General features: G+C 66.5%; 17 protein-coding genes and 1 riboswitch. Of the genes, 8 read left to right on the top strand and 9 right to left on the bottom strand.

The window, feature by feature from the left end; all coding sequences use genetic code 11:
• Position 1: 1 nt before the first annotated feature.
• A complete protein-coding gene (locus FQK05_RS02060; protein ID WP_158964777.1) occupies positions 2 to 406 on the bottom strand; it encodes a DUF1636 family protein in 405 nt (134 codons plus the stop codon).
• Between the two features lie 109 nt (positions 407 to 515).
• Positions 516 to 736: riboswitch (cobalamin riboswitch) on the bottom strand.
• Positions 737 to 774: 38 nt separating this feature from the next.
• On the opposite strand from FQK05_RS02060, the gene cobO reads away from it, so the two are divergent.
• Positions 775 to 1,383, top strand: a complete 609-nt coding sequence (gene cobO / locus FQK05_RS02055) for a cob(I)yrinic acid a,c-diamide adenosyltransferase (RefSeq protein ID WP_158964776.1) — start codon at positions 775 to 777, stop codon at positions 1,381 to 1,383.
• A gap of 4 nt (positions 1,384 to 1,387) precedes the next feature.
• On the opposite strand, the gene FQK05_RS02050 is transcribed toward cobO, so the two are convergent.
• Positions 1,388 to 2,113, bottom strand: coding sequence for a hypothetical protein (locus tag FQK05_RS02050; protein ID WP_158964088.1), 726 nt, complete (start codon positions 2,111 to 2,113; stop codon positions 1,388 to 1,390).
• Between the two features lie 308 nt (positions 2,114 to 2,421).
• On the opposite strand from FQK05_RS02050, the gene FQK05_RS02045 reads away from it, so the two are divergent.
• The 3 genes from FQK05_RS02045 (at position 2,422) to FQK05_RS02035 (ending at position 4,983) form a co-directional block, all read left to right on the top strand.
• A complete protein-coding gene (locus FQK05_RS02045) occupies positions 2,422 to 3,165 on the top strand; it encodes a sulfite exporter TauE/SafE family protein (protein ID WP_233270326.1) in 744 nt (247 codons plus the stop codon).
• 467 nt (positions 3,166 to 3,632) lie between these two features.
• Positions 3,633 to 4,331, top strand: a complete 699-nt coding sequence (locus FQK05_RS02040) for a fumarylacetoacetate hydrolase family protein (protein ID WP_158964086.1) — start codon at positions 3,633 to 3,635, stop codon at positions 4,329 to 4,331.
• A 178-nt stretch (positions 4,332 to 4,509) separates the two neighbouring features.
• The gene (locus FQK05_RS02035; protein ID WP_158964084.1) at positions 4,510 to 4,983 is read left to right on the top strand and encodes a GNAT family N-acetyltransferase; all 474 of its coding nucleotides are present in this window, start codon (positions 4,510 to 4,512) and stop codon (positions 4,981 to 4,983) included.
• 6 nt (positions 4,984 to 4,989) lie between these two features.
• On the opposite strand, the gene FQK05_RS02030 is transcribed toward FQK05_RS02035, so the two are convergent.
• Both FQK05_RS02030 and FQK05_RS02025 read right to left on the bottom strand, forming a co-directional pair.
• Positions 4,990 to 5,610, bottom strand: coding sequence for a nucleotidyltransferase family protein (locus FQK05_RS02030; protein ID WP_158964082.1), 621 nt, complete (start codon positions 5,608 to 5,610; stop codon positions 4,990 to 4,992).
• A 7-nt stretch (positions 5,611 to 5,617) separates the two neighbouring features.
• Positions 5,618 to 8,026 carry a GcvT family protein gene (locus FQK05_RS02025; protein WP_158964080.1) on the bottom strand — a complete coding sequence of 803 codons (2,409 nt, stop codon included), beginning with the start codon at positions 8,024 to 8,026 and terminating at the stop codon, positions 5,618 to 5,620.
• Positions 8,027 to 8,338: 312 nt separating this feature from the next.
• On the opposite strand from FQK05_RS02025, the gene FQK05_RS02020 reads away from it, so the two are divergent.
• Complete coding sequence (locus tag FQK05_RS02020; protein WP_158964078.1) at positions 8,339 to 9,583, top strand: DUF2254 domain-containing protein; 1,245 nt, start codon at positions 8,339 to 8,341, stop codon at positions 9,581 to 9,583.
• A gap of 545 nt (positions 9,584 to 10,128) precedes the next feature.
• On the opposite strand, the gene FQK05_RS02015 is transcribed toward FQK05_RS02020, so the two are convergent.
• A complete protein-coding gene (locus tag FQK05_RS02015; protein WP_158964076.1) occupies positions 10,129 to 10,515 on the bottom strand; it encodes a winged helix-turn-helix transcriptional regulator in 387 nt (128 codons plus the stop codon).
• A gap of 198 nt (positions 10,516 to 10,713) precedes the next feature.
• On the opposite strand from FQK05_RS02015, the gene FQK05_RS02010 reads away from it, so the two are divergent.
• From FQK05_RS02010 to FQK05_RS02000, 3 genes are all read left to right on the top strand, one after another.
• The gene (locus FQK05_RS02010) at positions 10,714 to 11,304 is read left to right on the top strand and encodes an NADPH-dependent FMN reductase (protein WP_158964074.1); all 591 of its coding nucleotides are present in this window, start codon (positions 10,714 to 10,716) and stop codon (positions 11,302 to 11,304) included.
• 154 nt (positions 11,305 to 11,458) lie between these two features.
• Entirely contained in the window at positions 11,459 to 13,879 is a 2,421-nt protein-coding gene (locus FQK05_RS02005; protein ID WP_158964072.1) for a GcvT family protein, read from the top strand.
• 157 nt (positions 13,880 to 14,036) lie between these two features.
• Positions 14,037 to 15,713, top strand: a complete 1,677-nt coding sequence (locus FQK05_RS02000; protein ID WP_158964070.1) for a chloride channel protein — start codon at positions 14,037 to 14,039, stop codon at positions 15,711 to 15,713.
• A gap of 256 nt (positions 15,714 to 15,969) precedes the next feature.
• Here the strand turns inward: FQK05_RS02000 and FQK05_RS01995 are convergent, their stop codons facing one another.
• The 4 genes from FQK05_RS01995 to FQK05_RS01980 are packed head-to-tail and all read right to left on the bottom strand — an operon-like array spanning position 15,970 to position 19,520.
• A complete protein-coding gene (locus FQK05_RS01995) occupies positions 15,970 to 16,908 on the bottom strand; it encodes a fumarylacetoacetate hydrolase family protein (RefSeq protein WP_158964068.1) in 939 nt (312 codons plus the stop codon).
• A 4-nt stretch (positions 16,909 to 16,912) separates the two neighbouring features.
• Positions 16,913 to 17,689: a cyclase family protein gene (locus tag FQK05_RS01990; protein ID WP_158964066.1), complete on the bottom strand. Its 777-nt coding sequence runs from the start codon at positions 17,687 to 17,689 to the stop codon at positions 16,913 to 16,915.
• A gap of 11 nt (positions 17,690 to 17,700) precedes the next feature.
• Positions 17,701 to 19,011, bottom strand: a complete 1,311-nt coding sequence (locus tag FQK05_RS01985; RefSeq protein ID WP_158964064.1) for a TRAP transporter large permease — start codon at positions 19,009 to 19,011, stop codon at positions 17,701 to 17,703.
• Positions 19,008 to 19,520, bottom strand: coding sequence for a TRAP transporter small permease subunit (locus tag FQK05_RS01980; RefSeq protein ID WP_158964062.1), 513 nt, complete (start codon positions 19,518 to 19,520; stop codon positions 19,008 to 19,010). The genes FQK05_RS01985 and FQK05_RS01980 overlap by 4 nt, the downstream gene beginning before the upstream one ends.

Here is a 19,520-nt window from a genome sequence, read left to right as displayed (position 1 = left end):
CTCAGGTCTCCTGCGGGGGAATGCGGGCGATGCAGTTCTTCTTGAAATGGTCGGGGCGTGCGCGCCAGGGGATCAGCCCGTCGGCGGCATCGCGATAAAGGGCCGCGCCTTCGCGCAGCAGGTCGGCATGCCGGTCTTCATGCAGGTTGCCATAGACATAGGTCCACCGCGTCGCCCCGCCGCGCAGCACGACGGAACAACCGTTGTCGCAGTTCTGCAGGCATTCGACCGGCTTCAGCGTCACGCCGTCGGGCAGGTCGCCGGTTTCCAGTGCCGCGAAAAGCCTTGTGCCCGGGCGTTCGCCGTCCTCGGTCGCTTCGGTGCCGCGCCGGCAGCGGGTGCAGACCAGCAGCTCCACCGGGGCCGGCCGGTCGTCCTGGGCCTCATTGGCCGCGGGATGGGTCATGTCGTTCACCGGTCCGGTGCCTTTTGTCCTGGGGACGGGGGGAAGGGCGGGGCGCATCGGTCCGGATCGGCCGGCAACAGCGTCCCGACACCGGAACACCCCGCCCGGTTCGCGTCGTCTTGGGCTGGCAGGTCTCCCGGCTTGCGGATCCCGGCGCCTTGCGGCACCTGCGGTCGCCCTGCCTTCCCGACGCGCTTGTCAGTGGCTCCTGGGCGACCTCTCCGGTCACGGTCGCGGGGGCGGCTGCGCTTCGCGGTGGCCTGACCGGCAACCGTCTGCACATTCCCTTTTCACCCGTTTACAACGGGCACCAGCACGGGCCCAAATGCGCCCGACAGACGGCACATGTCAAGGGAAGGCGATACGTGGTGGACGAACAGGCGGAACGGCACAAGCAGAAGATGCAGAAGATCAAGGCCGCGCGCGACCGGATCATGGCGACCAAGACCGAAGAGAAGGGCCTGATCGTCGTTCATACCGGCCCTGGCAAGGGCAAGTCCTCTTCGGGCTTCGGCATGGTGATGCGGGCCATCGCCTGGGGCATCCCGGTCGCGGTGGTCCAGTTCATCAAGGGCGGCCGGCAGTCGGGAGAAGCGGAATTCCTGCGCACCCGCTTCGCCGCCGAATGCCGCTTCTTCGTGACGGGCGAAGGCTTCACCTGGGAAACCCAAGACCGCGACCGCGATATCGAGATGGCCCGCAAGGGCTGGGAAATCGCCAAGCAACAGATCCTGGACCCGGGGATCGGCTTCGTTCTGCTGGACGAGATCAACATCGCGCTCCGCTACGATTATCTGGACATCGACGAGGTGGTCGATTTTCTGCTGACCGAGAAGCCTGTGATGACCCACGTCGTGCTGACCGGCCGCAACGCGAAACCGGAACTGATCGAGGCCGCGGATCTGGTCACGGAAATGACGCTGATCAAGCATCCGTTCCGAGACGGGGTGAAGGCCCAGAAGGGGATCGAGTTCTGATCCCTTACAGCACCAGCGCCACGGCCCCCAGCAGAAGGGCGGCTGTCACGTTCCGCGGGTCATAGATCGCAGGCACCCGCGGCCCGTAGGCAAAGCCCGCCATGGCGCCCAGCCCCATGGCCGGGGTCAGTGCGGCGGTGGCCAGCCAGACTTCGGGCGCGACCCCGTGGACAGCCGCCTGTGCCAGGAAGCCGGCGGGAAAGGCTGCGGCCAGGCCCGCGCGTCTTGTGGCCCCAACCCGGGCACCTGCCGCACCGGGCCCGGCGGGCAGGGCAGCCAGCGGCGGATCGGGCAGGGCGCATGCGCCCGCCATGGCCCCGGTTGTGGCCCCCAGCACCAGCCGGAACCGCATGGACCCGGCTTTCGCACCGGCGACCCGCGCGGCCAGCCCGCTCGACACCACGGCGGCCGCCAGCAATCCGAAGGCCACCAGAGCCGGCAAGGCGCTGCCGGGCATCAGAGCCAGCAGTGCCGCCCCCGGCAGAGCGCCCGGTACGATCCCCGCCAGAAGCTGTCGCAGCATGCCCCGGTCGACATGGGGCAGCGCCGCCGGCAGAAGCGCCAGCGCAACGATCAGCCCCAGCAGCAGCGCGATCTGGATCGCCGCCGCCCCGCCGACCGCAACCACCAGCGCCGGCACCGCCAGAAGCCCGAAGCCCGCGCCGCCGCCCGCCTGCAGGAACGCCGCCAGTGCCACTGCCGCCCAAAGCCAGGTCGGTAGCTCAGCCATGCCGCCCCGTCGCACGGCAAATCCGGAATGAAGGATGATCAAATCGCATCCGCACCCGATACACCGCACCCCTTACCAATCCATGTCCGGCGCCCCCGCTTCTTTGATCTTCAAATACCTCAGGGGTGTGGGGACAGCGTCCCCACTCTGCGTCGGCCATCGGGCGAGCGCCCCGCAACCGGGACCCGCGCGACAGGGCGCAGACCTTTCTGCACTCCTCCCTGCACGTGGCGCCTTGCCGCCTGCGCGCCGCGGGTCTACCCATCCGCCGACAGAAGGAGCCACGCCATGACCGACCAGGCCCGACCGTGACCGGACCCGAGATTGCCATCGTGGCCACGGCCATGGCGCTTGGCGGGCTCGTCAAGGGCGTGACCGGGGCAGGTGCACCGGTGATCGCGGTGCCGGTGATCGCTGCCGTCCTGTCGCTGCACGATGCCGTGGCGATCATGGTGCTGCCGAACCTGGTATCGAACCTCGTCCAGCTCTGGCAATTCCGCAAGACGCGGATGACCGGCCCGCTGCCCTGGCTTCTTGCGGGCGGGGGCTTCGTCGGGGCCTGGATCGGGACGCTGATGCTGATCGGCCTGCCGGCAGGTGCGCTGACGCTGTCGCTGGCCGTTATCGTCGCGCTTTACATTGTGCTGCGGCTGTTCCGGCCGGACTTTGCCCTGCCGCTGTCGCTGGCGAAGAAACTGTCCCTTCCGACGGGGATTGCCGGCGGCATCCTTCAGGGGGCTGTGGGTCTGTCCGCCCCGATCTCGATCAGCTTCGTGAATGCGCTGCGGCTGGATCGGTCGGTCTTCGTGCCGACGATCTCGCTCTTCTTCGTGGCCATGTCGGTCAGCCAGATCGGCGTGCAGGTCAGCCACCAGGTCCTGACCCCTAGGCTGGCCGCGATCAGCCTGTTCGGCCTGATCGGCCAGCTGATCGCCATGAGCCTTGGCGGGCGGCTGGCCCGGAACATCTCTCCCCGGCGTTTCGATCGCATCATCCTGATCTTGCTTGCCGTGATGGCGGCACGGATGGCCTGGCAGGGGCTGGCCGGCTGACGTCCGGGCGGGGAGAAAACTCCGGACCTAAGGGCCTGCAGGGGCCTCGGGACCGAAGTCATCTGCGCGGCCCGCCCGCCGCGCCGACTGGGCCCGATATCGACCCCGGTGCTGTATCGTCTGGCTAAGGCCTGCGGCGGCGAAAGGCCCGGACTTGCCATGAAGGGGCGCGGAACGGGCGTCCCCGACGGGCGCGGCCATCTTCCGATGCTGGACCGCGCCGCCGGGACCTTCCCGCGGCTGGTCCGGGACAGGCCGTCGCCTGTTTGACGACCTTGCCGAGGCAGATGGGATTTCGTGATGCAAAACGCTTTTCGTCGAAGGTTCGGGCGGCTAGGGTCCGCAGGTGCGGCGCCGGGCAGGGCGCCGCGACTTCGTGGTTCCGCCCGGGCCCCCGGGTGGCGCATGAACCATCCGGGACGCAGTCACGCCCGCGGCACCGCGCGACATCAGGAGCTTTGACGACCATGACCGACTATGTCTTTCCGCCGTACCCGCAGGCCTCGGTGGCCGTGAAGGGGACTGAGGCGCGCTTTCCCGTGCGCCGGATCTTCTGCGTGGGGCGGAACTATGCGGCCCATGCCCGCGAGATGGGCCGAGACCCGGACCGCGAACCGCCCTTCTTCTTCACCAAGCCGGCCGATGCGGTGGTCGAAAACGGCGTGACCGTACCCTATCCGCCGGAGACGGAGAACCTGCACTACGAGATCGAGCTGGTCGTGGCCATCGGCAAGGGCGGCCGGAACATCCCGCAGGAAGAGGTCTATGACCACATCTTCGGCGCGGCCGTCGGCATCGACCTGACTCGGCGCGACCTGCAACTGGTCGCGCGCGAGATGGGGCGCCCCTGGGACTGGGGCAAGGCCTTCGACATGTCGGCGCCGGTGACGGCGATCACTCCGCTGGCGGACGTGGCCTCGCTGGAGGAAGGCCGGATCTGGCTGGCGGTCAACGACGTGGTGAAACAGGACGCGGACCTGGCCGACCTGATCTGGTCGGTGAAGGAACATGTCTCGATCCTGTCCCAGTCGATGACGCTGGAAGCCGGCGACCTGATCATGACCGGCACGCCCGCCGGTGTCGGCGCCGTGGTGCCGGGCGACGTGATCACCGGCGGCGTGGCCGGACTGGACGACATCCGCACGCCGATCGGCCCCCGTGTCTGAGCCTTGCCTCTGAGCTTGGGGTCCGAAAACCGGGGTGAAGCCGCTTCGAAAGCGGCTTGATCAGGCGATTTGCAATCGCCTGATCCAAGGCCGTTCGAACGGCCTTGGCGCGGGACGTCGCACGACCTAGATAGGGTCCCCGCGGCCCCCCGTGCCGCGATCCGAAAGGCCCCCCGAGATGACCGCGATCACTCTTCGCCCGCTTCGTGACGACGACGGCCTTGCCGCCGCCCAGCTGTTCTTCGACGCCGTCCACCACGGCACCCGGGACCACTACACGGAAACCCAGCGCCGCGCCTGGGCGGGCGACACGCCCGACCTGGACCTGTGGCGCGACCGGCTGAAGGGCGTCGAAGGCTTTGCCGCCGAAGACGCAGAGGGTCGGCTCGCGGGCTTCATGACCATCGACCGCACCGGGTATATCGACCTGGCCTTCGTGCGGGCCGACATCATCGGGCAGGGCCTGGGCCAAAGGCTCTATGACTCGGTCGAGGCACAGGCCCGCGCCTGGGGTGTCACCGGCCTGTCGGTCGATGCCAGCCTGAAGGCGCGCCCCTTCTTCGAGGCCCGGGGCTTCGCCGTCGAGAAACAGCAGACCGTGGTCCGAAGGGAGGTCGAGCTGACCAATTTCCGGATGTCGCGATTGCTCTGACCGGCTTCAACCCCGATCCTGCCGCCAGGCGTCCCAGTCTTCGGGCGTGTCCAGATCGCGTGAGGCATGCCGGCCGGGCAGGGCCACGGTGCAGACTTCACCGGCATGTGCCCTGACCACGCCCTGCGCGCCGCCGTCGCCTTCCAGCGCCAGCAGGTCGGGAAACAGATCGGCAGAGAAGACGACCGGATGCCCCGGCTTGCCGCTCTCGTCCACGCCGCGCCAGACCTGGTGCCCGGGATTGGACGCGACAGCCGCGCGCACGGTGCGCAGGTCGTCCTCCGTCAATTCCGGGAGGTCGGCCAGCAGGATCATCGCGGCGCCAATGCCCTTCGGCAGCGCCGCAATCCCGGCCCGCAGGCTGGCGTTCATCCCCTCGGCGGCATCGGGCACCGAAACCGGCCGCACCTCCAGATCCTCCACGCAGGCCCATCGCGCCGGCCCGAACGGGGCCGAAGGCACGGGCAGCGCCACCACAACCGGTCCGGGACCGGCGGCAACGGCCCGGGACACCACCAGGTGCAGGAGCGGCTGGTTCTCCACCCGCTCCATCAGCTTGTCGCGCCCTTCCATGCGGGACGAAGACCCCGCGGCCAGGATCACCGTGGCCAGGGCGCCGTCGGTCATCGGACCTTCATCCGCGCATCCGCAGGCCTTCGGGATCCCACAGGAACCCTTCGACCACCCTGGCGGGCCGCTTCTGGCCCAGGATTTCGATCTCGACCTCAAGGCCCGGCGCGATCTTGTCCACCGGCAGGAAGCCCTGGGCCACTGACTGCCCGGTCCAGTGCGAATAGCCGCCCGAGGTGCAGAAGCCCACGACCGCTCCGTCCAGCCAGATCGGCTCGTACCCGTTCACGTCCGTGTCGTCGGCATCGACGATGAAGGCCGCCAGCTTGCGGGACGGCCCTGTGGCCCTTTCGGCCTCGGCCGCCGCGCGCCCGATGAAATCGGTGTTCTTCTTCCAGGAAATGAACCGGTCCAGCCCGGTCTCGCAGGGCGTATAGTCGGGCGAGAATTCGGCCATCCACGATCCGAACAGGCGATCCAGCCGAAGCGACATCATCGCCCGCATCCCGAAGGGGGTCATTCCCAAAGGCTTCCCAGCCCCCCATAGCGCCGACCACAGTTGCCGCTGGGCGGTGATGTCGCAATAGATTTCATAGCCCAGATCGCCGGTATAGCTGACCCGCTGCACGAGGCAGTCCGTCATGCCCACGGTCATCTTCCGGACATCCAGGAACTTCATGTCCGAGATATCGGTCCGCGTGCAGGCCTGCAGCACCTCGCGCGCCTTCGGGCCCGCGATCTGAAATCCGGTGCGGGAGTCAGAGACATTCTCGACCGTCACGCCTTCGTCCATGTTGGCATCGAACCACCGGGTATGGAAGTTCTGCGCGCCATAGGAGGCGGTGACCTGGAACTCTGTCTCCGACAGGCAGGACACGGTGAAATCCCCGATCAGCTTGCCTTTGGGCGACAGCATCGGCGTCAGCGACAGCCGGCCTGTTTTCGGGATCCGGCCGGCCATGATCCGGTCCAGCCAGGCCCGCGCGCCGGCACCGGTAACCCGGTACTTGCCGAAATTCTGAAGCTCGTTGATGCCCACGGCCTCGCGCACCGCCTTCACCTCGCGCGCGGTGGCGCCGAAGGCGTCGGACCGGCGGAAGGACGGGGTTTCATGGGCGGGCTCTCCCGCCTGCGCGAAATAGTTCGCGACTTCCAGCCCGTATTGCTGGCCCCATACAGCACCCATGCTGGTGAAGACGTCGTACATCGGCGTCGTCCGGTTGGGACGGGCGGCCGGCAACTCCTCGTTCGGGTAGGAGACCGAGAAGCGCTTCTGATAGTTCTCGGTCACCTTTGGCAGCGTATAGCCGGGGCTGATCCACTTGCCGAAGCGCGCCACGTCCATGGCGAAGACATCGCGCCCGGGCTCGCCCTCGATCATCCATTGCGCCAGGGTCAGACCGACACCGCCACCCTGGCTGAAGCCGGCCATCACGCCGCACGCCGACCAGTAGTTGCGCAGGCCCGGGACCGGACCCACCAGCGGATTGCCGTCGGGGGCAAAGGTGAAGGGCCCGTGGATCACGGATTTTACGCCCGCGCGTTCCAGCACCGGAAAGCGGTTGTAGGCAAAGGCCACGGAATCGGTGATCTTGTCGAAATCGTCGGGCAGGAGTTCATGACCAAAGGTCCATGGTGTGCCATCGACGGCCCAGGGTTCGGCCTGCTGTTCGTAGAACCCGATGCACAGGCCCCTGCCTTCCTGCCGCAGATAGCTTTCGCCGGCAGGATCCATCACGTGGGGGTGTTCCTTGCCGCGCTCGTAGATTTCTGGAATGTCGTCGGTGACCAGATACTGGTGCGCCATCGGGTGCAGCGGCAGGTAGACACCCGCCATCGCGCCCACCTCGCGCGCCCAGAGACCGCCGGCATTCACCACGTGCTCCGCGTGGATGGTGCCCTTGTCGGTGACCACGTCCCAGGTGCCGTCGGGGCGCTGGTTGGTCTCCTTCACCATGCAGTGAAGCTCGATCTCGGCGCCGCCCATGCGCGCGGCCTTGGCATAGGCCTGCGTGGTGCCCGAGGGATCCAGGTGCCCGTCCAGCGGATCGTACAGCCCGCCGATGATACCATCCAGGTTGGTGATCGGCGCGATTTCGGCGATTTCCTCGGGGCTCACGATCTCGGTTTCCAGTCCCATGAACCGGTGTTTGGCGCGTTCGGCCAGCAACATGTCGAACCGGTCGCGGTTGTCCGCCAGCGTCACGCCGCCCACGTGGTGCAGGCCGCAGGACATGCCCGTCAGCTCTTCCAGTTCCCGGTAGAGCCGGATCGTGTAGCCCTGAAGGGCGGCCATGTTGGTGTCGCCGTTCAGCGTGTGAAACCCGCCAGCCGCATGCCACGTGGAACCGGAGGTCAGTTCCGAGCGTTCCAACAGCATGACGTCAGACCAGCCGAGTTTCGTGAGATGGTAAAGAACGCTGCAGCCGACGACGCCGCCGCCGATGACAGCGACTCGGGTGGTGGTTTTCATGGTGAGCTCCGGTAAACCTTGTGGCGGGACCTTCTGCACGGAGCGACATGTGAGCAAGCGGAAAGACGACAGGATCTGTCGCAGTCAGGCCAGTCGCGTCGGGGCAGGCGGCGAAAGCGGGGGCTCTGCCCCCGCCCGCCCGTGCCGGGCGGGCTCCCCCGGAGGTATTTTTGAAGAGAAGAAGTCCGGGCGCGCGGGCCCCTTCTTCTCTTTCCAAATACCTCCCGCCGGAGGCATTTCACAGCTGCGGCCAGGTGCTGCGCAGGAAAGAGGTGGCCCCGGCCGCCCAGGTCGTCGCGGAGGACGGTTCTGATGCTAAGGTCCCTGCTTCGGACGGCGATACAGATCTCGCGACGGATCTACGTGCGTGTGATCCTTTATGCCGTGGCCTCGGTCGCGGTGCTGGGCATTGCCATAGCGCTGGAGCCGTTCATCCCCGAGGATCTGGGCTTCAAGATCGGTGCCGATGCGGTCGACACGATTCTGCAGGTCCTGGCCAGTTCCATGCTGGCGGTCACGACGTTCTCGCTGACGATCATGGCGTCGGGACTGGCCAATGCGGCCGGGAACTGGACGCCGCGATCCCACCTGGTGCTGCGCGAGGACACGGTGGTGCATACCGTGCTGGGGACCTTCGTGGGTTCGTTCCTGTTCGCGCTGATCGGTATCATCCTGCGGGCGGCCCATTTCTTCGACGAACGCGGGACCGTGGTGCTGTTCGGGGCCACGATTCTTGTCGCGGCGCTGGTCGTCGTCAACATGATCCGCTGGATCGTGCATCTGGAAGGGCTGGGAAGCCTGCCGGCCACGCTCGACGCGCTGGAGGACGAGGCGCGCGCCACCGTGGCCGAGGCCGTGGCCCATCCCTGTCATGGCGGCCGTGACGCGGCGGACTGGGACGGAGACTGGGACGCTGCCGGGACTGTGCTGAGGTCCGACTGTCACGGCTATCTGCAGCAGATCTTCGAGGACATGCTTCAGAAATGGGCCGATCAACATGACGCGCGGGTCCTGCTGCAGGTGCAGGTGGGGGATCACGTCCTGGCCGGGACCGTCCTGGCACGGGTGTCGGGCGTGAGCGAGCTGGGCAAGGCGGATGCGGAACATCTGCGGCAGGCGCTGCCGCTGCGGCCCCTGAGGAGTTTCGATGAAGACCCGATCTTTGCCGTCACGCTGCTGACCGAGGTGGCGGAGAAGGCTTTGTCGCCTGGGATCAACGATCCCGGCACGGCCGTCGACGTCGTGGCGCGGCTGGCCCGGGTCATTGCCGCCGATACCTCCGACTGTGCGGATCTTCCGGAACGGGACAGGCTTTACATCCGGCCGCTGGATCCGGAGCGGATGTTCCGGGCTGCCTTCGACCCGATTGCCCGCGAGGCCGGGCATTGCGTCGAGGTGCACCGGGCGCTGGCCGTCGCCCTGGACCAGCTGGCGGAAGCGGGTCCAGGTATCTTGCAGACGGCAGCCCGTGACTGTGCACGGCGCTGCAGGGAACGGGCCGAAGCGGCCGTGCCCGATGGCCCGGATCGCGATTGGCTGGACCGCTCGGGCATGTAGGGCCGGCGCCCGGGAAACCGCAGGCCGGAAGGGCGCGCGCGCCCCGCGCATCCGGTTCCGCGAAGTATCGCAAGAATTGAATTGATTAATATTTCGTTAACGCTGCAGGATATCTGCATCCAGGGGAGGATGTGGGGAATGCGGTTGAGACGTTTAGGGATTGCGGTCGCGGTCTGTCTGATGGGGTCGCTGGCAGGAGCGGCGCCACAGACGTCGACCGTGCTGCCGGCGACCGATCTGATGAGCGACCTTGTCCTGCGCTTGCACGATCTGGGCGGCGCGCAGGTGCAATACGCATCGTGTTGCAAGACCTGCCGGAAGGGGAAGGCCTGCGGCGACAGCTGCATCTCTCGGGAAAAATCGTGCCGGGTCGGGCGGGGCTGCGCCTGTAATGGCTAGGTCCGACCGCTGAGTCCTTGCCTTGCCGGGTGTCATGCGACCGCATGGTGCGGGCCCCCCCGCGGCCGACTGCCCGGTTTCTGCCCAATTCCCCTGTGCAGGGAAGCGCAGGGCCTGTGCCAGGACGGTCAGTCCTGACCAGCGGGTCACGCGGCAGACGTCCGGGTTTCGAACCGCGCGCGGGCCTGGGCAACAGCGCATTCGTTTGCCACGGCCCAGTCCGTCAGCGCCTGCAGCGGCCCAAGAAGCGTCTGTCCCAGAGGCGTCAACCTATAGTCGACACGGGGCGGCACGACGGGCGTAACTGTCCGTTCCACAAGGCCATTATGCTCCAGATCCCGCAGCGAGGCGGTGAGTGATTTCTGCGTGATCCCCCCGATCGAGTGCTTCAGGTCGGTGAACCGTTTCGGCCCTTCGGCCAGGTGCGAGACGATCAGCATCGACCACTTGCTGCCCACCGTCTGGAGCAGGTGGCGGACCGGCGAACACTTCGGATCGTCGTGCTGGGGCAGGGAGGTGCGCAGGCGTTTCATGGAGGATACCTCGGTTTCCGGAATGTGCCGTCTTGCGGCGCTGCAGCATATGATTAGGTTAGCGCCAGTATCGAATGGATACCACAGTTTCCGACCGCTACCGAACCCCGGTACGCGCCGGTGCCCGAAATGTCTGGGTCCGGTGCCCGGAATAGGTATGCCCGACGGAAGTGGACACAACAGACAAGGAGCGGACAGATGTCGCTTAACCTCAAGATCATCATCGGTTCCACCCGGCCGGGCCGCGCCGGTCCGAAGGTCGCCGAATGGGTTGCCAAGGAAGCCGAAGTGCATGGCGGATTCTCGGTCGAGGTCCTGGACCTGGCGGATTTCGAACTGCCGCTGCTGGACGAACCGAACCACCCGATGATGCAGCAGTATCACCACGACCACACCAAGCGCTGGGCCGCGGCCATCGCCGATGGCGACGCCTTCATCTTCGTGACACCGGAATACGACTATTACCCGCCGGCTTCGCTGATCAACGCCGTGCAGGTGCTGTCGCGCGAATGGAACTACAAGCCCGCAGGCGTTGTCAGCTATGCCTTCGTGTCTGGCGGTCTGCGCGCGGCGCAGGAACTGCGGATGCTGCTGTCGAACCTGTCGGTCGTGGCACTGCCGGGGACCGTGCCGGTTCCGTTCTTCCCGTCCTTCATCGGCGAAGATGGCGTCCTGACCCCCAACGAACAGATGAGCCAGGGTGCCAACGCGCTGCTGGATGAACTGGTCAAGTGGGGCGCGGCGCTGAAGCCGATGCGCGCCCCGGCCGAGGAAGCCGCCGCGGCCTGAGCCCGGCGCGGCATCGGTTCGGTGCCGCATCTGCCACGCGCCGATGCAGCCGCGCGAACTGGCAGACAAGCGACAGGGGATGTCGGGATCGGACGATCCCGACATGCTCACAGGGGTGAAAGTCGGGTCAAATCAGCCAAAAGGCCCGTATCTCATGAAAACCCATGCCCAGGCCGTCGTGATCGGCGGCGGTCTTGTCGGATGTTCCATCCTTTACCACCTGGCCAAGCTTGGCTGGCGTGACGTCGTCCTGCTGGAGCGGGACGAACTGACGTCGGGGTCGACCTGGCATGCGGCCGCAAACATTCACGGTCTGCACGACAACACCAATATCTCCCGCATCCAGCACTATACGATGACGCTCTACAAGGAGCTGGAGAAGGAAACGGGGCAGGGTTGCGGCATCTTCCAGGCCGGGTCGCTGTACCTGGCCCAGACCGAGGCGCGCGAACATCAGCTGCGCCTGCAGGCGGCCAAGGCCAAGCTTTACGGCATGAATTTTCACGAGATCGGCCGGGACGAGGCGGAACGCCTGCACCCGCTGGCCGATTTCGACGGCATCCGCTGTATCATGTACGAACCCGATGGCGGCAACGTGGACCCTTCCGGTGTCACGCACGCCTATGCCGCGGGTGCCCGGGCGCTGGGCGCGGAAATCCACCGCTTCACGCCGGTGACCGCCACTCGGCCGCTGCCGGAAGGCGGATGGATCGTGGAAACGCCGAAAGGAGAGATCCGCACCGACTGGGTGATCAATGCCGCGGGCCTCTGGGCGCGCGAGGTTGCCGCGCTGGCCGGGATCTTCCTGCCGTTGCAGCCGACCGAACACCAGTACTTCGTGACCGAAACCATCCCCGAGATCGCCGCCATGGACCGCCGCCTGCCGTCCATCGCCGACCGGGATGGCGAGTACTATCTGCGGCAGGAAGGCAAAGGCCTGCTGATCGGCGCCTATGAACGCGACGTGCGGCTATGGGCCGAGGACGGGACGCCCCAGGGTTTCGGCCACGAACTCTTTGCCGACGATCTGGAACGGATCGAAGACAACATGATGCGCGCCATCGAGCGTGTGCCGGCCGCCGGTACCGCCGGGGTCAAACGGGTGATCAACGGACCGATGATCTGGTCGCCGGACAGTTCCGCGCTGTACGGGCCCGTGCCGGAACATCCCGGCTACTTCTGCGTCTGCGGCATCATCCCGGGCTTTTCGCAATCCGGGGGCCTGGGCCTGATGGCGGCGCAATGGATCGTCGAGGGCGAGCCCCAATACGACATGTTCGCCTGGGACCTGACCCGTTTCGGCGACTGGGCCACGGTGCCCTTCACCAAGGCCCGCGTGAAGGACCAATATGCCCACCGCTTCGCCATCCATTTCCCCAACGAGGAACGCGAGGCCGGCCGTCCGGTCCGCACGCGCCCGGTCTACGAGATGCAGAAGGGCATGGGCGCTGTCTTCGGCCTGAATTCGGGGTGGGAACATCCGCTCTACTTTGCCGACGAGCCGGGGACCAGGGACACCGCGGGTTTCACCCGCCAGCCCTGGTGGGACATCGTCGGCCGCGAGGCCAGGATGCTGCGCGAGGCTGCGGGCATCATCGATATCTCGAACTTCGCCAAGTACAGCGTGAAGGGCCCGGGCGCGGGAGAGTGGCTGGACGCCGTCTTTGCCAACAAGATGCCGACCCAGGTCGGCAGGTCCTGCCTGACGCCCCTGATCGGCACCCGCGGCGGGATCGCGGGCGACTTCACAGTGACCAGGCTGGCCGAGGATGAGTACTGGATCCTGGGGTCCGGCATGGCCGAACGCTATCACCGCCGGTACTTCAACGAAGTCGCGCTGCCAAAGGGGACGACCTTCACGTCGCTGACCAATGCTGTCTGCGGCTTCAACGTGGCTGGTCCGCAATCCCGGGCCTTGCTGCAAAGGCTGACCAACACCTCGCTGGAAACGGCGGACTTTCCCTTCTTCCGTTCGAAACGGATCGAAATCGCGGGTCTCCAATGCATGGCGCTGCGGGTCTCCTTCACCGGCGACCTGGGGTGGGAACTGCACTGTTCGGCCGATGACCAGCCGGCGCTTTACGCGGCGCTGCTGGAGGCCGGACAGGCCGTCGGCGCCGGCCCCGTGGGCAGCCGGGCGTTGATGAGCCTGCGTCTGGAAAAGGGATATGGGTCCTGGGGCCGGGAATATTCGCCGGAATACTGGCCGCAGGAAGTGGCGCTGGAACAGTTGGTGAAACTCGACAAACCCTTCCTGAACCGCGACGCAGCGGCAGCGACGATGGAGAAGCCCCCGCGCGAGCGGATGGTGATGCTGGCACTGGACGATGCCGATGTCACGGCCTCCGGCGCCGATGCGACCGGCGGAGAACCGATCTTCCTGAACGGAGCGGGCGTCGGCCGGGTCAGTTCGGGCGGCTACGGCTATGGCGTGGGCAAGTCTCTGGCGCTGGCCTACCTGAAGGGGGTCGAGGCGGGGGCAGAGGTCCAGGTGATGGTCCTGGGACGGCCCCACAGAGCCACGGTGCTGGCGGAACCGCCCTTCGATCCCAGGGGCCTGCGCCTGCGCGCCTGACCGGCGCCTCTGGCTGGGGGCAGCGGCGGACGCCATCGGCGGAAATGTGTCCCGGTCTTGCACCATGCCGCAGGCTGGTGCGTGCCGGGCGCCTTCCCCGGCGCGGGCTTCTGTCCTAAGACGGATGAACCCCCGCGCCGCATAGTCCCCGGAGATCATGACCAACCCGCCCCGTTCCCTTCTCCGGCGTCGCCTGCAGCACGGTCTTTCGGAACTGCGCCGCATCTGGGAAACCTTGCAACGCCGTGGGCCGGGGCAGGTGCAGTTCTGGTTCATCGCCCTGGCCATCGGTGTGGCCTCGGGCCTTGCCGCGCTGACCTTCCGGCTGGGCATCATCAACCTGCAGGGCTGGGTCTACGGTACAGACAATATCCGCCACCTGCACAGTTTTGCCGAAACGCTGCCCTGGTACACGATCCTTCTGACGCCCATTGTCGGCGGTCTGATCGTGGGCTTGATTCTGAACCGTTTTACCCCCGACGGGCGCGTGCGCTCGGTGGGGGACGTGATCGAGGGGGCGGCGCTCTATGACGGCCGGATGGAGAAACGGGCCGGCGTGGCGTCGATGTTCGCCTCGCTGATCACGCTCAGTTCCGGCGGGTCTACAGGGCGCGAGGGGCCGGTGGTCCATATCGCCGGCATGATCTCCTCCTGGGTCTGCCGCCGGATCGATGCGGACGGGATCACGGGGCGCGACCTTCTGGGCTGCGCGGTGGCGGCGGCGGTCTCGGCCAGCTTCAACGCCCCCATCGCCGGCGCCCTTTTTGCGCTCGAGGTGGTATTGCGCCATTTCGCGGTCCATGCCTTCGCGCCTATCGTCATCGCATCCGTGGCAGGCACGGTGATCACGCGGATCGGCCTGGGCAACAACGTGGAATTCGCGCTCGCGGAATCGGTTTCTCTGCAGTTCTACGTCGAACTCCCCGCCTTCCTTCTGCTGGGCGTGGTGTCGGGCATCGTCGCCGTGATCCTGATCCGGTCGATCTTCCTGGCCGAGGACGTGGCTTCGGCGACCCAGCGCCGGATCGGACTGCCGCGCTGGCTTCGGCCCGGGATTTCCGGCGCGCTGCTGGGCGCCATCGCGATCTTCTATCCGCACATCATCGGCGTGGGCTACGAGACGACGGTCCGCGCGTTGTCGGGCGATTTCCACCTGTCGGAGGTGGTGATCTTCACGGTGATCAAGGTCATCGCGGTGGCGATCACCTTCGGCGGCCACATGGGCGGTGGCGTCTTCTCTCCATCCCTGATGATCGGTGCCCTGACTGGCCTGGCCTTCGGGCTGGTGGCGACGGGCGTCCTGCCCGACGTGTCGGGCAATAGTACGCTCTATGCCTTTGCCGGCATGGGGGCGGTGGCGGCGGCGGTTCTGGGCGCGCCCATCTCGACCACGCTGATTGTGTTCGAACTGACCGGCGACTGGGAGATCGGGCTTGCGGTGATGCTGGCGGTGTCGATGTCGACCGCGATCAGTACGCGCCTGGTGCACCGGTCCTTCTTCCTGACCCAGCTGGAACGTCGCGGCGTGCACCTGGCGGCCGGGCCGCAGGCCTATCTGCTGGCGATGCTGCGCGCGGGGGGCGTCATGCGGCCTGCGGGCGGGGCCCGAAGCGCCGATCCCGATCGCTGCCGCGAGATGGCTCAGGAGGGGCTCTGGATCCTTGCCTCGGATTCCCTGGAATCCGCGATGCCGCTTTTCGACCGGGCCGAGGTGGCGTTCCTGCCTGTGCTGGAAAAGGACGGTACGGACCCCATCGGCGCGCTGTTTCACATCGATGCCCTGAAGGCCTACAACCGCATGCTGGCGGCGACTGCTGCGGAAGAGCATTCGTGACGGTGGGGACGGGGACGGCCGGGTAAATCCCGTCCTGCGCGTTGTACCTTCCGTGACTGACGCGGGGGGCTCTGCCCCCCACGCCCTGCGGGCTCCCCCCGAGGATATTTGGAGATCAAAGAAGTCAGGGGGCGTTCCCGGTTTCTTCTCTTCCCAAATACCTCCCGCCGGAGGCATCCGACGGACGCGGCAAGGGGCACGGGCCCCTTTCCGGGGCAGATCGCGGAATGCGCGCTCTGCACGCACCGCCGGCCGCTCAGGGCTTCACGATCCGGTTCATCAGCGTGCCGATCTTCTCGATCTCCAGCTCGAACTCGTCGTCGGGGGCCAGGCGGCGGCCCAGTTCCAGACCGCAGCCTGTGCCGACGGTGCCGGAACCGATCACCTCGCCGGGGTAAAGCGTTTCGGAGGCCGACATATGGGCCAGGATCGCACCGAAATCGTGCTGCATCTGGCCGGAATTGCCGCCACCCCAGCGTTCGCCGTTCACCCTCAGCTCCATGTCCAGCGCCACGGGGTGAGCGACCTCGTCCGCCGTCAGGATATAGGGGCCCAGGATGTTGCCGGTGTCGAAATCCTTGCCCTTGGCCGGGCCCAGCTGGCCCGGCATTTCCTTCGACTGCGCGTCGCGGGCCGAGACGTCGTTCAGGATCGTGTAGCCGAAGATGTAATCCTGGGCCTCCTCCGGGCGAATGTCCTTGCCCTTCTTCTTCAGGACGATGGCCAGTTCCAGTTCCACGTCCAGGAATTCGGCATAGGAGGGCCAGATCACGTCCGACCCATGGCCGATGAAGGACAGCCGGTTGCCCTTGTAATAGATCGGCTGATCGTACCAGACCGGCGGGATCGCGCCCTTGGCGCCACCCATCTTCTCGAAAGCGGCCAGGCAATTGGCCAGGTGCTCCTCGAACACCAGGCAGTCGCGGTACTGTACCGGCAGGATCGGCGGCAGGTAGTGGACGGCGTTCGGGTCAAGGGGGGCGCTTTTCGCGTGACCGTCCAGCAGGGCGCGCGCATGATCCAGTCCGGCGTCTCCGGCATGGATCAGGGTCAGCATGTCGGCGAAGGCGGCCGTGCTTTCGCCGCGGGCCGCGGCCTCGGCCGCCAGATCCAGCAGCAGGTCGTCTTCGCGAAGGGCGACGACGCGGGGCGCGCCCGCGATTTCGCCGGCAATCTCGACAGTGGCAAGGCGCATGGGTCTATTCCTCGATGATGGCGACGGCACGGCAGAACCCGGCCGAGGCGCCCTTGATCTTGAACGGGAAGCACGAGACGGTGAAGCCCGTATCCGGCAGCTTGTCCAAGTTCGACAGCTTCTCGATATGGGAATATCCGATCTCCATCGAGGCGCGGTGGCCTTCCCAGATGATCGACGGGTCGTGGGTTTCCGCGAATTTCTGGGCGGTGAAGAGGAAGGGGGCATCCCAGCTCCATGCATCCGTGCCGGTCACCCGCACGCCGCGTTCCAGAAGGTAAAGCGTTGCCTCGCGCCCCATGCCGCAGCCGCGGCCGACATAGTCGGGCTGGCCGTATCGGTCGCCCGCGGCCGTGTTCACGACGACGATGTCGAGGGGCTGCAATTCGTGGCCGATACGCTTCAGCTCTGCCTCCACATCCGCCGCCGTGCAGACATAGCCGTCGGGCAGGTGGCGGAAGTCCAGTTTCACGCCGGGATTGAAGCACCATTCCAGCGGCACCTCGTCGATGGTCCAGGCGCGTTCGCCGCCGTTCATCGTCGAATGATGGTGATAGGGGGCGTCGATATGGGTGCCGTTGTGGGTCGACACGCGCAGCTGTTCGACCGCCCAGCCCTCGCCGCCCGGCAGGTCTTCCCTTTTCAGGCCCGGGAAGAAGGCCAGGATCTGGTCGGCCGAATCGGAATGGGGAATATAGTCGATCTCTGGCAGGGCCATCGGCGGGTCCGAGGCGATGCCGGCCTCCAGCGCGACCGAGATGTCGATGAATTTGCGGGGCATGGGGTCACTCCTTACAGAAGTCCGGTGGCGATGACGGGGAAGGCGATGACGAGCGCCAGCACCAGAAGCATCATCAGCGCGAAGGGAAAGGCGCCGGCGAAGATGTCGCCAAGCGTGATGGTGGGGTCGTCCAGCGTCGACTTGATGACATAGACCGACAGGCCGAAGGGCGGGGTCAGTAGCCCGATCTCGATCGCGATGACGGTGACGATGCCGAACCAGATCAGGTCCACATTCATCGGCGCAAGGACCGGCAGCATGATCGGGACGAGGATCAGCATGATCGAGGAGGAATCGAGGATCATGCCCATCACCACCACGATGGCGATGTAGAGGATCATCAGACCCATAAGGCCAAGGTTGGCGTGGGCTGCCAGTTCCCCGAACCCCGCGGGAATGCCCGAAAAGGCCAGCATCTTGCCGTACATCTGCGCCGCGATGATCAGAAAGCAGACGGCCGCCGTCACAAGGCCGGTTTCGACGAGGATCCGCCAGAGACCGGCCAGCGACAGCGACCGTTTCGCGAAACCGATGACCAGCGCGCCGATGGCCCCCATGGCGCCCGCCTCGACCGGTGTGAACCAGCCGCCGTAGATGCCGCCCAGGACGAAGACGATCAGCAGCGCGATGGGGAGCCCCTTGATCAGCATCTCGCGTGGGGGCAGGCCCGCAATCTCGTCCCCGTCCATGCGGCCGGGCTGGACCCTCGTCGGCAGGAAGGTTGCGGCCAGGACGACGCCGATGCCGAAAACGCAGGCCAGAAGCAGCCCGGGTCCGACGCCGGCCAGAAACAGGTGGCCGATGCTCTGTTCCGTGATCACGCCGTAGAGGATCAGCAGAAGCGAGGGCGGGATCAGCATGCCAAGAACGCTGGACCCCGCCACGACCCCCACGGCGAAACGCGCGGTATAGCCGTGGCGCAGCATCTGGGGCACGGCGATGCGGGTGAAGACGGCGGCCGATGCGATGGAGATGCCGGTGATCGCGGCAAAGATCGCGTTGGCGCCGACGGTGCCCAGACCCAGCCCGCCGCGGATCCGGCGAAAGACCGTGTTGGCCACGTCATAGGCATCGCGGCCCATGCCCGATTCCGAAACGACGAAACCCATCAGGACGAACAGGGGCACGACCCCGAAGTAATAGCTTTGCAGTGTGTCGTTGGCCGACAGGGCCAGCATCTTGCCGGCCAGCGTGGCATTGCCGCGGATCGCCCAGACGCCGCCGAAGGACCAGACCATCAGCGCGATAGGGACCCAGAGGCCCATAAGGACCAGCACCCCCATGGCGGCAAGCGCGATCAGGCCGATCTCGAACGGGGTCACGCGGGCTGTTCCCCATCGGACAGGAAGCGGCGCAGGATGCGGGCCGCGAATTGCAGGATCATGACCGAACAGCCCAGCATGATGATGAACTTCACCGGCCATGTAGGCGCGGTGAAATCGCCGATGGCGCCGACGAAATCGCCCCGCCGCCAGGACCGTTCGAACAGCGGCCATGTAGACGAGACGATGACCCAGATGATGAAGATGGCGGTCAGGTCGAAGGCCGTCTCGATCCAGCGGGTTAGACCGGGGCGGGCGGCGGCCAGGCGGTCGATGACGGCATCCGACCGGGTCAGCCGGCCGCCGCGCATGGCGGCCGGGATCTGCAGGAACACGATGGCGACGATGGACAGGCTGACCATTTCCGGCACGCCCGGCAGGGGCGTCCCGAAGACGCCGCGGCCGATCACGTCGGCGCCGATGATCGCCATCAGCCCGACGATCAGGGCTGAACCGACAATGTTCAGCCCCTGCGTCACGCCGTCGAGGATCCGGGAGGCAAGGATCAT

Source organism: Chachezhania sediminis, assembly GCF_009765275.1.
Classification (GTDB): Bacteria; Pseudomonadota; Alphaproteobacteria; order Rhodobacterales; family Rhodobacteraceae; genus Chachezhania; species Chachezhania sediminis.
This window is presented reverse-complemented; position numbering and strand designations above follow the sequence as displayed.

Coding starts and splice junctions, on each gene's coding strand:
- FQK05_RS02060 (WP_158964777.1), bottom strand. CDS start 406: ATGACCCATCCCGCGGCCAATGAGGCCCAGGACGACCGGCCGGCCCCG.
- FQK05_RS02050 (WP_158964088.1), bottom strand. CDS start 2,113: ATGGCTGAGCTACCGACCTGGCTTTGGGCGGCAGTGGCACTGGCGGCG.
- FQK05_RS02040 (WP_158964086.1), top strand. CDS start 3,633: ATGACCGACTATGTCTTTCCGCCGTACCCGCAGGCCTCGGTGGCCGTG.
- FQK05_RS02035 (WP_158964084.1), top strand. CDS start 4,510: ATGACCGCGATCACTCTTCGCCCGCTTCGTGACGACGACGGCCTTGCC.
- FQK05_RS02030 (WP_158964082.1), bottom strand. CDS start 5,610: ATGACCGACGGCGCCCTGGCCACGGTGATCCTGGCCGCGGGGTCTTCG.
- FQK05_RS02025 (WP_158964080.1), bottom strand. CDS start 8,026: ATGAAAACCACCACCCGAGTCGCTGTCATCGGCGGCGGCGTCGTCGGC.
- FQK05_RS02020 (WP_158964078.1), top strand. CDS start 8,339: ATGCTAAGGTCCCTGCTTCGGACGGCGATACAGATCTCGCGACGGATC.
- FQK05_RS02015 (WP_158964076.1), bottom strand. CDS start 10,515: ATGAAACGCCTGCGCACCTCCCTGCCCCAGCACGACGATCCGAAGTGT.
- FQK05_RS02010 (WP_158964074.1), top strand. CDS start 10,714: ATGTCGCTTAACCTCAAGATCATCATCGGTTCCACCCGGCCGGGCCGC.
- FQK05_RS02005 (WP_158964072.1), top strand. CDS start 11,459: ATGAAAACCCATGCCCAGGCCGTCGTGATCGGCGGCGGTCTTGTCGGA.
- FQK05_RS02000 (WP_158964070.1), top strand. CDS start 14,037: ATGACCAACCCGCCCCGTTCCCTTCTCCGGCGTCGCCTGCAGCACGGT.
- FQK05_RS01995 (WP_158964068.1), bottom strand. CDS start 16,908: ATGCGCCTTGCCACTGTCGAGATTGCCGGCGAAATCGCGGGCGCGCCC.
- FQK05_RS01990 (WP_158964066.1), bottom strand. CDS start 17,689: ATGCCCCGCAAATTCATCGACATCTCGGTCGCGCTGGAGGCCGGCATC.
- FQK05_RS01980 (WP_158964062.1), bottom strand. CDS start 19,520: ATGATCCTTGCCTCCCGGATCCTCGACGGCGTGACGCAGGGGCTGAAC.